Here is a 14616-nt window from a genome sequence, read left to right as displayed (position 1 = left end):
ACCAGGGCACGATCTTTGTGGAAGCCAACGCGGACCTGCGGAGCCGGATGACCTCGGCCAACGGGAGCATAGGCTACCGGTACAACTTCTGATAGGAACAGAAGACGCAATAAAAGAGAAACACAGCAAGGGCGGTTCTTCCACACGCAAGGAGGAGCCGCCCTTGTCATGCATAGATCAAACAGAAAAGGGACATTATTTTTTCCCCCCCGGGAAGCGGAACCAATCGATAGTTCTCCTCCCTATCCCTCCTCGCCCTCTTGCCACTCCGGAGGATTCAGGAAGAAATACGGCCAGTACCCCAGCGTTTGTGAAGGAAACGTTCGATGGGAGAAAACAGGATTTTATCCGCAAGCAATCCAATAACAACAATTGTCAGCATAATGGCGATCACCTGGTCCATGCTCATCAGTTCGCGACCATAGTGCAGGAGTTGCCCAAGGCCGAATCCGGTCAGGATCGCCACGTAAATTTCAGCTGCCATCAGGGAACGCCAGGCAAAAGCCCAGCCCTGTTTCATGCCGCTGACGACAAAGGGGGCTGCGGCCGGAAGAGTTACATACAACAACGTATGAAACGGACCGGATCCCATCGTTCTGGCCGCACGGGAATAAATAGGGGGAACGTTACGCAACCCGTTGTCCGTGGAAAGGATTACCGACCAAAGCGTACCCATGATCACAACGAAAAGCATCGCCGACTCCGTCTGTCCGAACCACAAACAGGCCAGCGGTACCCAGCAAACGCTTGGGAGAGCCTGAAGCCCGAGAGCCAGGACTCCTACCGTATCATTTACAAACCAAAACCTGGAAGCCAGCATCCCCAGGGGAATGCCGATCACCAGTCCGATGGCATACCCGATGACCAAACGCTTCATGGTAATCAGGATCGCTCCTCCGAGTGTCCCGTCCAGCAGCGAGTTGTACAAATACTTTCCGACAGACACAGGGGATGGGAACAAAACATCCGACCAAATGCCGCTCGAAGCCAGTACCTGCCACAAAGCAATCAGGCACAGGAAGAAAAGAATCGTGATAATATGGTGTTTCATTCTTAAAAATCATCAAGTTTTTTCCCGAGCGGGTCAATCGGCCACCTCGCCGGAAGTATAACCTTTAAGAGACCGGGTAATCGTCAATGAATATCCGGCCAGTTCCATGCTGTTAATGTCTCGCGGGCGCGGAAGTTCGATTGAGAATTCCTCGCAAATGCGTCCGGGATGGGGAGAAAACAATACCACTCTGTTGCCGAGGCAAACGGCTTCCCGCACGTTATGGGTCACGAAAATGATCGTCTTGCGGCGCTTTTCCCAAATGGTCTGAATATCTCCGTAAAGCTGTTCGCGAGTCATCGCATCAAGAGCAGCGAAAGGTTCGTCCATCAACAGGACTCGCGGATTGGGCGCCAAGGCACGGGCCAGGGCGACACGCTGCTTCATGCCACCGGACAATTCATGGATATTGGCATGCATGAATTTGTCCAGTTTCACGAGATGGAGGTAGTACTTCGCGACCTCAAGGCGTTCCTTGTTATTCAGATTGGGCTTGAGTTTCAGGGCAAACATAACGTTGTCCAAAACATCCAGCCACGGAAAAAGCGCCGATTCCTGAAACATCATCATGCGTTCCCGGGCCGGACTTTCAATGACATGACCATCCATGCGTGCCGTCCCGGAATCCGGGAATTCCAGACCGGCAATGATATTCAATAAGGTTGACTTGCCGCAGCCGCTGGGACCGACCAGGCAAACGAAATCCCCTTCCCCGACTTTCAAGGATACGTCGTCCAAGGCATGGACAACTCCACGGTCTGAGGAAAATCTCTTGCTGACGTGTTCGATCAACAACTTGGCAGGTTCCACCGGTACGACTTCCGGATGTAACGCAATGTCCATAACCAGGTTCCTTGTTATTGAGCAAGAGGAGAGGCGACCATACCCTGTACGGGGGGAACTTCGTCCAGCAAATCGGCCACCTGTGCATCATGAATGAATTTTTCCAGTCCCGGGACTGAAATTTCGTTGGTCAGCACCAGGCGTTTCCATGCTCTCTGAATCAGTTCGGGTGAAACCTGCGTTTTTGTCAGAGCCGAAAGTTCTTCAACGACCATCTTTTGAGCCTCTTCCGGGTGCTGGATAATCCAGTCCGTCAATTCCTCATGAGCGCGAACAACCTTGCGGAGCAACTCCGGGTGTTTCTTCATCCATTCGGTACGGGCGACCAATACGGTTGTAACAGCATCTTTCTCCTCGAGAACGGGAACGGCTCCGGCTTCACGTTCCAACCGGGTAATCCACGGTTCCACCGTCCAGACAGCATCAAGCTGACCGGATTGGAACAAGGCGAGCTGATCGGGATTGGCCGTCGGAATAATGTTCACGTCCACTCCATTGGACGGAGTTGTAAAATCCTTTTCCTTTTTCAAGGAATCGGGAGCCAGGGCTCCGCGCAAAATCACCTTGTACCCCTGCCCCGCCAGCCATGCCCTACAGGCCACATCCTGGGTGTTGCCAAGCTGTGGAGTCGCGATCGTCTTCCCCAGCATGTCTGCGGCCCCATGAATGCCGCTGTCCTTGCGGGCCACCAAAGAGGAAGCGCCGTTGACGGCACCTGAAACGATGCGAACCTCCCTGCCCTTCGACTTGGCGTAAGCATTAATCGCGGGACTTGGCCCGACGTAAGTCATGTCAATCGAGCGGGCAAAAATAGCTTCCATGGCACTGGGACCGGCATTGTAGGTGAACCATTCGAATTTGTAGCCCGGTACGCGTTCCTCAAACCATCCCTTGCCGTGGCGCTCCATATTGCGCGCCACCAGGGACTGCACATGAGTTATGTTGGGGAAATGCCCCACGCGAATAACATGATCATCCTGTTTGCCATCGTCCCCGCAAGAAACGAGAGTTCCCACCAAGCATGCGGCGGCCATTGTCCTCAATATCGTTGATGTAATTACTCTGGTCATGACGAATGTGATTTCCTTTTCTGGTTCCCGGAAAGGTAAAAGCACCTTCCGCATCTCTATAATAACATACTAACCAGACAAAGAATGCACGCATTATTCCCGCCTTAGGCAAATTGTCACACAACGGCATCATCAGGAGACAGGGGATTCAACGAAATAAAACCGCAGTTTCCTTTGCGAAAACTGCGGTCCGGAATTTCCCTCCAGGGATGAAGGAGGAGGACCCCAGTCCTCCCCCCTTTCCTGAGGTTAGAACGTGTAAACCACGCCGATATTACCTGTTATATTATTGGCACTGCTCTTCACCTCGAATGTGCCGCCCATGTAGAAGGACACGTTCTGGTCGTACGGCATCGTCAGGTCGATGCCAAACAAACCGCCGTAGCGGGATTCGCGGGCAGGCTTCATAAAGTAGCTCGTACTCGGATCCGCGATAAAGGAGGCATGGGTAGGCGCACCCTGGTCGGCAGCATCATAGGTAAACAAGGCCTTGAAACCGACCCGGGCAGCAGGAGCGTCGTCGAAGATCGAACTGAAGCTCTCGTAGTAGCGACCGCCAACACCCAGTTCTACGGAGAGGGCATTTTGTCCTTCAATATTCAACCCGGCATTGCCAATCGGTCCATGTTCCGTGTAGCCGTCGATCGTATGGTAGCCGATCTGAACCTGGCCGATCAGCTGGAACACGGAATCCTGCCGGACGCGGGCATCGTAGGCCGCTTCGTAACTGGCATACGTTGCAAATGCCGACGTGTCGCCCAAAGCCTTATTGTAGTAATTGCCGAAGGCCACCGTACGATCGGCGCCGATATCCGTCTGGCTCAAGCCGACCAAACCGTAGTGGTGCCATTGCTTCGTATCTTTTCTGACGTAGAAGTCGAGGTAGCTGGTATTGTTACGGTTCTTGTTGCCCATAGCCGTCCAGTCTTCCGAATCGTAGGAGAACGCCATGCCCGCCTGGAGTTTGTACATCTGGAAAGCGCGTTCCACACCAACGGTTCCTCCCCAGGCATCCCTCTTATAGCCGGAGCCATTGCCGTCTCCATGCAATTCGGAATGGTCACCAGTTGCCTGGGCCCAGACCTGGATGTTGGGATTCTTGGTGGCCATCTTCCAGGAGGTATTATCTACTGCAGAGCGCATAATACGCATGTGGTTGTTATTCCTGTCGATTTGTGTCTGCATCAGCGGAGTCAGGCAGAGGCCGCCGATGGATTCCAAGGCGTTCTTGATGTTGTCTTCGCCGTTCACATCCTTGAGATTTTCAATGACCTTGCCCATTTCTCCATCAGGGTTCAGGGCTTCGATATGTTCCAGGACATTGGTAATATTGGTGACGTTGTTGACAATTTCATTGTTGATATTGTAGATGTTCTGCCCCTTGTAGTTGAGGTGGAGCACCAAATCGACATGGTTGTCAACCTGTTCAACCTCCACATTGTAGTAATAGAGGTCATGATCCACCTTTCCGCTAAAGGAACCGACAAGGTCGCCGGATTCCAGGATCGTCCACCGGCTCTTATCAGCGACAACCTTTTCCTGTTCCAGCGTGTAGAAGTCCTGGCGGAGTTCTACGGTGGCATTATTCAAGGTTGCCGTCCCGGACACGGAAATCATGTCGGATTTGGAACCGAGGATGTCGATGTCCACGACGTAACGGCTGGAGGACCCCATCGTCAGAGACCCCATGTTCAAGGTAGTGATTTCGCCCTTGTTGTTGACGGAACCGACTTCGATCACGGCATCCTTCGAGGAATAGGCATTGGCAATCACCGCACCCGTCGTACCGGAATGACCGGACAGGGTAGTGCCACCACTCAGCGTAATGTCGCCGGATACCATGCGGTCGAGAATCAATTCCCCGGTCTTCACATTGATATCCATCGTATCGGTGATGTCGTCACTCGTGCGCTTGTCGAGCACCAGTCTGCCATCGCCCGTCTTGTTCATCGTACCGGTACCGGCAAGAACCCCGTTCCAATACGTATCGTTCCAGGTCTTCATTTCGAAGTTCTTGCCATTGGAATCGAGTTTACCTTCAAAGGAAACGCTGTCGACGGCACCGTCCTTGCCGGTCGTGACGACGGCCCTCTCCCCACTAATCTTCAAGGTCGACGATGCATTGCCGAACGCACCGGAAGTTTCACCGGCAAGCGTGGAATAGTCGCCAACGGACAGAGTGCCTGAGAATTGATCAGAGCTATTCTGAATCGTAACCTTGCCCCGGCCTTGCAAAGCCAGTTCGGCATTGCCCTCAAGGGATCCGGCAAGATACAGGTTCCTGTTCGTGGACACATTCAACACCCCGTCCGCATTGACAACTAAAGCACCGCCCAGCGTCAAATCCTGTTTCACGTTCATTGTACGGGAGGCTTCTTCGATCGTATCGGAGGACTGCAGAATGATCCTGCCGCCTTCGTCGAGTTTCAATCCCGTCCCGGAGAGGTTCAACTCGCCGTTATTCAGAATCATGTCGCCCAGGACTTCAGCATTGTCATCCAGCGTCAGAGAACCGTCGTTTACCAGAACATCCAGTTCAACAGTTGCATTCTTAATGAAGACGGTACCGCTACTGGTCAGCAGGGAATCTTCACTGTTACCCTTGACGGTGCTTTCGCCGATGAACTTCATCGAAGTATCGGAAGCCACATTGATATTACCGACTTCATACACGGTATGCGCTCCGTCGACCACGGCGGAACCGTCCATTACATTGAAGGAACCGATAATCGTACCGCCGCCATTGAGAAGGAGTTCCTTGGAGCCTGTCTTGTTCAAAGATCCGAGGTTTTCCAAATCACCGCTAAGCGTCGTATTATTGAGCGTTTCCAGGTTCAGGACAGTACCGGAAATATTCTTGCCGATCTCCAGGGAGCCGAAACCGTTACGGCCATTATCTGTCGTCACCGTGGAGTCTTCTCCAACAATCAACACCCCGCCCTTGCCCAGAGCATTATTCGCAGAAAGGATGAGGTGTCCACTCAAGTCCACATCGGAACTGAAGCCGTCATTGCTACTGTTGATCTTGATCGAGCTATTGTCTCCATTCGTCACCAGATGGAGGGTATGATCCGTACCGACGAGAGCGCCGCTAATTGTCAGCGTACCTTCCGTTACCGAGCCATCGTCCGAGTCAACCGTCCCCGCCTGGATAGTACCGTCAGCGTTGACGATGACATTGCCGGAGAGTTTCTGGTTGTCTCCTTCGAAGGAAACCGTCCGGTTACCGCCGAATTCATCTGAATCTTCTCCACCAAAGGAAATGGAACTATTGCCGAGGCTGCCTCCTTCATTGACAGTCAGATCTCCATCCGGAGCCAGTGAAATCACGCCGGATTCCAGGGAGGAATCCTTCTTGACGACGACATGTGCATTTTCCTGGATCGTGGCATTGCCGCTGACCTGGTTCCTGCCATCGATGGTAAACCAGCCTCCGTTGACTTCCAGATTGCCGATGATGCTGGAGTTGCTCATCGTCAGATCCGTGTAATCTCCCTTGGTTATGACATTTCCGATCACCGTGCTGCTATTCATCTCCAGCGATGCGATTTCATCGTCGGAAAGTCCTTCCAACACGAGGCTCCCATTGCCTGTCAGGTTCAAATTGACATTGTTGAGTTCCGCAGAACCTCCTCCGTTGACGGTCATCGAGTCGGCATTCACTGTCTTCTTCTGAGTTTCTCCTCCGGAGATAGCCAAATCCCCGCTGACGGACACATCACCCAGATTGCTGGTGGAATCACTCAGAGACAAATCCAGGGAACCACCCTGATTCACATTCAACTGGCCGCCGACCGTCATGGAGCCATTAACGGTTGCATCCCCGTCAACATTCATCTCGGTCTTCACATCAACGTGGTTGGTTCCGGATTCCATGGTCAGGCTTCCACTGACAGTCAGGTTGTCCGCGGCAATATTCGAGCTTCCGGCGCCTTCCGTCGTCACCTCGGTTACAGTCATATTACCGGAAGCGGCAAGATTACTGTTATTCATAACGATTCTGCCAGTATCGTCCACATTGCCGGTTACGGAGATATCAGCATTGTTCTTCAGCACCAGTTCTCCGGCGTTGTCAATACTGGCCACATTCGTATGCGTTCCGTCAAAGACGATGAGAGAACTGCTATCCCCGGTTACGGCTTCCGTCTGCACTTTGCCTCCCACCTGGTCCGTCTTGTTGAAGACAGCCGAAGAACCGGCATGTGCCAGGATATCGCCAAAGGTATTAACACCCTTGCCGGTACTCGCAAATGCCCCGGAAGACAATTCCAGGAAATCAATCACGGAACCGGACGAAGCCAGGTTTAAATCACCATCCACGAGAAGATGATCCAGAGTAATCGCACCGTTCCAGTTCACGGTCTTCGTCCCGGATGTCACCATGGTCAAATCCGAACCGGCAATATTTTTGTCCTGGTCTTCGTTGACAGTCATCATCACGTTTTTGGCATTCAAGGTTCCACGGGTCCCAAGAGCATTGACGGCGTTCAACACCAAGCTGGACGAACTCACGTCGATATCTCCCGTATGCGTTCCGGAGGCATCCAGCGACAAAGTCCCGCCACCCGAGACTTCGAGAATGCCGCTACCAGCCAGGCCAATTCCCTTCAGGATGGGATCTCCAGCTTCCTGCCCGCCATTAACGCGCATATTCATGCCGGCAAGATCAATCGCTCCATAGGACTTCATATTGATGCTATGGACACTTAGTTCATCACCGTTGTTCCAATGTGTACCGAGATCAATGCGCGCAACACCGCGCGTGTCTCCGTTCATATTCAAGTTGCCTTCAACCTTGCCGCCGAAATAGTGGAGAGAACCGTTTTCGATCGTCACATCCTTCTTGATGACACCGCCGAGGTTCAACGTTGCCTGTCCACCATCCGCCAGCCAGAGGATGCCATTAAGCGTCGACGTACCGGAATCTCCGCCAATAGTCAAATGACCATCCTCCTTCACAATCGTGTTCTTCACTTCGAATGAACCCGTGTCTCCAATGAGATCGGCCTTGCTGGAAATGTAGGCATTCTTGGCAAAGTTGGTGCCCGTCAGCGTCAAATCACCCGCTTCCATAATCAGATCCCCCTCAATGTGGGAATCCGTCATAAGGAAGCTGTTGTCATCTCCGCCCTTGGCCATCGTCACGTCACCCAGCAGGTAAACATGATCCATGTTCAAAGAGTTGGACACTCCTACTCCCTGGTTGACCATCGTGATGCTGCCCTTGAAGCCGGAACCGGTAAAGGTCGATCCATCTTCAAGCGTGAGGGAACCCAAATGGGATCCCAGCAGATCAACATGTCCATTGTCGCGGATTTCCACCGTGCCGATGTTAATGAAGGAATCCGAAGCCACGCCAACAGTTCCTCTGGCAAGGTCGTTGACCTGCACCGTCAGATGACCGCTAACCGTCGTCCTGCCCTGGATATCCAGAAGAAGATCGTCAACAATCATGTCGGAATCACTGGATATCTTCACATCTCCGCCGATTTTCAGAGAAGAACCGATACCACCTGTAACGACAAGCTCGGTCGGCGCTCCCTTGGTTCCAACCACATCGACATTGCCCGTAATTTGAGCAGTGTCTTCAAAACTCAGGGAATTGGAGCCGTTCACCGCCATATTGCCATGCAGGACACTTCCGTTCCTGAAGTTCAACGTACCGCCGTTGAGTGACAGAACACCGTTGCCGGAATCGAGAGACAGGAAGACATTGTCCAAATTCACTTCGGCACTGTTGTTCATCGTCAGGGAACCGGCTGACACCGCCCTATGGTCGAGGTCACTGCCCGTCAGGTTCACCGTACCGCCATTGACAACCGCCTTGCCGAGGCTGGAAACCGTATTGCCGGCAATGATCAGGGACAGAGTACCGCCGGAAACCGTCGTCGAAGTGCCGATGCCCATACTGCCGCGCACCGTTACCGTTCCCTGACTGAGTGTAAAGGTATCAGTCGCGTTCAGGGCATTAATTCCCTTGTCGAGAATGAGATGACCTCCCTCAACCTGGAGCGAACCTACGCTGACGGAAGATGCGACATTCGCATTGCCGGGCAGATCGCTCACCTGAACGGTGCCGGTCAGGACCAATTCCTGGGCCACGGTGATATCGCCATTGATCAGATTCGCCTGGACGAGAGTAAGGTTGCCTCCTGCTACATTCAGCGAGCTGTCGATCACATTCAAGGTTCCCGTGGAATTCATCGTTCCGGAAACATTGACTGCCGAGTAATCCTTCAGATTGAGAGTGCCTTCATTGGTCACGGACTTCAGGGAAGCCGTTACGTTGTTCAGGTCAACTTGCGTCGCGGTGCCAAAAACAGCCAGGGAACTGGTCAGCTTGTCGCCTGCGTTAAAGATGGCATTGGCCTTGGCAGTCACCTCGCCGAAGGTATTGCCGCCTGCGCTGGCAAATCCTCCGGAGTTGACGGTTAGTGAATCGATGGAGGAATTCCTGTTGTCGATGCTAAGGCGGGAGCCCTCCACCGTGAGCGATGTCAGGTTGATGTGTCCCTTCCAGTCAACATTGTCATTTGTCGTCATCGCGACACTGTTGCCGAGCAATTCCTTGCTGTGAGTGCCCGTGACAAACATGTTGACGGTGGACGAGGAGGCAAGATTCAGTAAACCAATGGTACCGAGGACATCGGATGCTCCCAGTATCAAATCACCGGCGCTATAGTCGATATTACCTGTGAACTGATCCTTCAATGCTGCCGCCGTCGCCAGAGTCAGGCTGCCGGAACCGGAGATATTCAACTGTCCCTTGCCCGTCAGGATGCCATTCAAGGTCATCGATTCGTTCAGCATCAGAGAACCGTTGCCATCCATCACAACATCGTTGTCGAATGCCCATATGCTGTTCACCACCGCCTTTGCGGCGGAAACCGAGGTGCCGTTGAAGTGCAGATCGCCACCAATCGGGGAATTGGTCTTCGTATCCGTCAAAGTCAACAAGCCGCTCGTGATTGTCACATCCTTCGAGACCAGGGCATTCATGCCCGTCAGCGTCGCGCTGCCGCCATCCAGCAGAAGGGCGCCATCGAGGAGTCCTTCCACGTTTAGCTGACCCTTCGGTTTGACGACGGTCGTATCGACTTCAAGGACGGCGTCCTTGCCGATGTTCACCTCGGTATCATTGCCGCTGATAGCGGCGGACTTGGCATAGTTCCTCCCGTTGAGATTCAGGGTACCGCCTGAGATATCGAGCAGACCGTTGATGCTGGAATCCGTCATGTCGAACACATTTGTGGTACCGGCAAGCGTCACATTCTTCTGAACCGTGGTATCCGTCAGGATCAGGTGGTTGTAATCAGCCGAAACGGAAATGCTGCCATCGAGGATCATGTTGCCGAGTTCCAGCGTAGAGCCATTGTTCAATGCCGTTGAATTCGGGCTGCTCAGTGCAAAGTCCGCTTTCAGGCGGGAGGCCGTGCCGTCCGCGCCAACGAGCTTGAAGGAACCGCCATCAATCACATCGACATGGTTCATGCGTCCGAAGTCGAAGCCAGCCAGGCCAGCCGCACCCAGATTCATGGTTCCGGAAACAGTCGTTGTGCCGCCGACATCCAGCGAGAGTTTGTCAATGAGAGATGAGGAACCCTGTTCGACAACAACGCTGCCCTGAATCGTCACGAGAGAACCAACTCCCTGTCCCGTCAGGCTCAGGGTGCTATCGCCCGCAATTTTCACATTGCCTTGAATTGCGGCCGTATCGGTGAAGTCCAACGCAATATCCTGTCCATTGGCCAGAAGATTGCCGCCGAGGATGCTGTTGTTCGTGAAGCTGAGGCGGCCATTCTTCAGGTTGAGCGTACCGTCACCCTGCGAGAGTTTCAGTTCCGCATTGTCAAGGGTCACATGGGAGCCCTTGGAGATATCAACGGACAAGGCATTCATCAGGCGCTGCGTTCCGGCAACACCCACGAGATTCAAATCTCCGCCCTGGGCCATCACAGTACCGAGGGAAGAAATCGTCGAAGAAGCTGCGGTCAGCGTCAGCGTTCCGCCGTTCAACACCGTATCGCTGCCCACGGTAAGCAATCCCGTGATGCTGGCGGTACCGCCCGACATCAGGAAATTGCCCGCCACCTTCACGGAGTTAATGCCGGTGTCCAACATCAACGAACCGCTGGGTGCAATGTCGAGGCTGGAGGCTACGATGGACGAAGCCGTGTTGTCAGCCGAGACTTGAACCTTGCCAGAAACCGTCATGAGGCCATTTGCCGTCAAACTACTGTTTTCCAGCGTCGTTTGCGTAAGACTGACCTTGCCGTTGACCGTCAGCGCGCTATTACCTGTCAGAAGCAGATCTCCCGTCGAGTCAAAACTCTTCGTGACGATGATTGCGGAGTTGCCTCCTATCGTCAGCTTCCCTTCATTCTGAATCTGTTGCAAGGTGCTTTCTACCTGGTCGAATACCGTCGTAGCAAGCTGGGCAATGGTGAGGATGCCCGAGATGGAATCCCCATGGTAGAAGGACGCATTGTCCGCGTTCACCGTGACATTGCCAAAGGTATTGGACCCCTTGCTGTCGAAGTTGCCATCGTTCAGAACCAGCGAACCGATGTTCGACTGGCGCGCAGCCAGAGTCAACCCATCGCCGGAGACCGTCAGGGAATCCAGCGTCATCTGTCCGTTCCAGCTGATGCCACCATCGCGAACTGTCATGGCAACGTCATGGCCGCTCATACTCTTACTCTGGTTGCCCGTCACAAACATGTTGACGCCGGAAGCCGACAGAGTCAGAAGCCCACTCGTACCGAGGACATTGGAGGCACCTAAAGTTAAATCTCCCGTGCTGCCATAGATCATGTCTCCCGAGAACTGATCCACGGAGGAATCAGCCGCCTTGTTCAGAGTCAATGCCCCTGTGCCAGTGACATTCAACTGTCCCTTGCCCGTCAGGATGCCATTCATGGTCATCGCATTGCCCAGAGTCAACGTGCCGTTGCCATCCATGACGACATCGCCACCGAAGACCCATGCGTTATTGATGGAAGCCTTCGCGGAAGATACCTGGGCACCGTTGAAGTGCAGGTCGCCACCGAGAGGTGTATCTCCTACGCTTGCGTCCAGAGTAAGAATGCCGCTCGTAATCGTCACATCCTTCGAGACCTGCGCATTCGCGCCTGTCAGGGTCGCACTGCCGCCATCCAGCAACAGGGCACCATCCAGGATGCCTGCCACTCCCAAGTGACCCTTGGGTTTGACAACCAGCGTATCCACTGCAAGCGTGGCATTGGTGCCGATATTGACCGTAGTGCTGTCGCCACTGATGGAAGCGGACTTGGCATAGTTTGTGCCATCGAGGTTCAAGGTGCCGCCGGCAATGTCGAGCAATCCCATGACGCGAGAATCGGTCATGTCGAATACGTTTGTCGTACCGGCAAGCGTCACGTTCTTACTGACTTCTGAATTGATCAGAGTCAGGCGGTTGTAGTCGGCAGAAACAGAGATGCTTCCGTCGAGCGTCATATTCTTGAGGCTCAGAATGGAACCATCATCCTGCGAGACAGAATCCGGGCTGGACAGCGCAATATCCGCCTTCAGTCGGGATTGCGTACCGTCCGCGCCATCAAAGGAGAAGGAGCCACCATTCGCCACATCGATCTGGTTGATACGACCAAAGTCGAATCCACCCGCAACATCGGTCTTCAACTCCATACTGCCATTCACGGTCACGGTGCCGTTAACATTCAAAGCAAGATTGTTCACGATGGAGGCGGAGCCTTGTTCGACCATCATATTGCTGCCGAGGGTCATCATGGACCCGGTGCCCGTACCGGACAATTCCAGCGTGCTATTGCCGGCAATTCTTACATTGCCCCGGATCGTCGCCGTGTCGGTGAACGTCACGAACATGTCTTCTCCTTGAGCCAGCAGGTTGCCACCGAGGACGCTGTCGTTCGCAAAACTCAAGGTGCCGTTGTTCAAGGTCAACGTACCATTCCCGGAGGAAAGGAGAAGTTCCGTGTTATCCAGAGCAATCGTGGAGCCATTCCCAATCGTCGCCGACAAAGCGTTGACGATGCGGTGCGTTTCACTGCCGATCAGGTTCAACCTGCCACCCTGGGCCACGATGGAACCCAGAGAGGAAATTGTCGATGATGTCGAGGTCAGATTCAGTGAGCCCGATGTCAGCAAGGTATTGCCGCCGACCGTCAACACGCCGGAAATATCGGCCGTGCCGTCGGACATCAGGAGGTTGCCCGCCACATTGACGGTGTTCAGCCCGGTATTCATCGCCAAGGAACCTCCAGTCGTGATTTCAAGTGAATCCGCCGCGATGGAGGAGTTTTCATTATCGTCGGCAACCTTCACATCTCCGAAAATCGTCAGTTTGCCATTCGCCTGCAGTCGGCTGTTATGCAACGTCGCACGGGACATGGCAAGTTGACCATTGACCGTCAGTGTACTGGTATCCTTCAGAAGCAAGTCTCCCGTCGATGTAAAGGACGTGGAAACGGTAATCAGCGAGTTCGGTCCAATCGTCAGCGAACCTGCGTTCGTGATCGTTTGCAAAGAGCTTTCCACATAGTTAAAGACCGCGGAAGCTTCGCTGTCAATATCAAGCACTCCCGTGATGCGATCCCCCTGGGTGAAGTTCGCCGAACTCGTCCCCGTGAGCGTCACATTGCCGAAGGTGTTGGACCCCAGACTCAAGAAGTCCCCTTCGTTGGCAATCAGCGTGCCAATATTCGATGAACGGGCGCCAAGCGTCAACCCTTCGCCGGAAAGCTCCAGTTTGTCCAGGGACACCTGTCCGCTCCATGTCAGGGAATCGGCCGTCGTCATATGGACGTTTCTGCCGATCAGGTTTTTGCCCTGGTCTCCCGTCACAAACATGTTGAGATCCTTGGCTGACAAGGAAAGAAGTCCGGTGGAACCAATGACATTGGAGGCACCCAGAGTCAGATCACCCGTACTGCTGTAATAGATATCGCCCTGGTATTGATCCGCCGAATCAGATGCTGCCGTCATCAAGCTCAGGCCGCCGGTGCCGGAGACATTCAACTGGCCACTGCCGGTCAAGATGCCGTTGAGCACCAGGGAATCATTCAGGATCAAGGATCCATTGCCATCCATGACGATATTGTGATCAAACACCCAGGCACTGTTCAGCGTAACCTTCGCAGAAGATACGGAAGAGCCGTTGAGGTACAAATTGCCTCCGATCGGGGAATTGAGCTTCGTCCCAGTCAGTTCAAGAGAACCGCTGGTAACTGTCACATCCTTCGAAATCAGGGCATCCGTACCCGTCAGCGTTGCGCTGCCTCCATCCAGCAACAGGGCACCATTGAGAATACCTGCCACATTGAGGTGCCCCTTCGGTTTGACAACCGTCGTGTCGACTTCAAGAACAGCCTTCTCGCCGACATTCACCACGGTATCGTTACCACTGATAGCGGCGGACTTGGCGTAGTTCGTTCCTGAGAGGTTCAATGTGCCGCCAGAGATGTCGAGCATGCCGTTGATGCTGGATCCCGTCATGTCGAATACGTTATTGGTACCAGCCAGCGTCACATTCTTCTGAACTGTGGTGTTCGTCAAGGTCAGGTGATTGTAATCGGCTGATACGGAAATATTGCCTTCAAGAATCACATTGCCAAGAATAACATCGGAACCGTCACCCGCAGCCGTAGAATTCGG

General features: G+C 53.6%; 4 protein-coding genes (1 of these 4 running past the window's edge). All 4 read right to left on the bottom strand.

What is annotated here, in order from left to right; all coding sequences use genetic code 11:
* Positions 1 to 277: 277 nt before the first annotated feature.
* Positions 278 to 1051 (bottom strand): ABC transporter permease, encoded by a 774-nt coding sequence (locus tag QET40_RS04950; protein ID WP_280126061.1) that lies wholly within the window; start codon positions 1049 to 1051, stop codon positions 278 to 280.
* A gap of 33 nt (positions 1052 to 1084) precedes the next feature.
* Complete coding sequence (locus QET40_RS04945; protein ID WP_280126060.1) at positions 1085 to 1894, bottom strand: ABC transporter ATP-binding protein; 810 nt, start codon at positions 1892 to 1894, stop codon at positions 1085 to 1087.
* A 14-nt stretch (positions 1895 to 1908) separates the two neighbouring features.
* Positions 1909 to 2928, bottom strand: coding sequence for an ABC transporter substrate-binding protein (locus tag QET40_RS04940; RefSeq protein ID WP_280126059.1), 1020 nt, complete (start codon positions 2926 to 2928; stop codon positions 1909 to 1911).
* Between the two features lie 285 nt (positions 2929 to 3213).
* Positions 3214 to 14616, bottom strand: the 3' portion of a protein-coding gene (locus QET40_RS04935) for a hypothetical protein (protein ID WP_280126058.1). The gene runs 21063 nt beyond the window's last position; only the last 11403 of its 32466 coding nucleotides appear in the window; its start codon lies off the right edge, out of view; its stop codon occupies positions 3214 to 3216.

This window comes from Akkermansia sp. N21169, assembly GCF_029854675.1.
Taxonomy (GTDB): domain Bacteria; phylum Verrucomicrobiota; class Verrucomicrobiia; order Verrucomicrobiales; family Akkermansiaceae; genus Akkermansia.
This window is presented reverse-complemented; position numbering and strand designations above follow the sequence as displayed.

Bases quoted from the DNA above. Each gene is read 5' to 3' on its own strand.
- QET40_RS04950 (WP_280126061.1), bottom strand. From the start codon at position 1,051: ATGAAACACCATATTATCACGATTCTTTTCTTCCTGTGCCTGATTGCT.
- QET40_RS04945 (WP_280126060.1), bottom strand. From the start codon at position 1,894: ATGGACATTGCGTTACATCCGGAAGTCGTACCGGTGGAACCTGCCAAG.
- QET40_RS04940 (WP_280126059.1), bottom strand. From the start codon at position 2,928: ATGGCCGCCGCATGCTTGGTGGGAACTCTCGTTTCTTGCGGGGACGAT.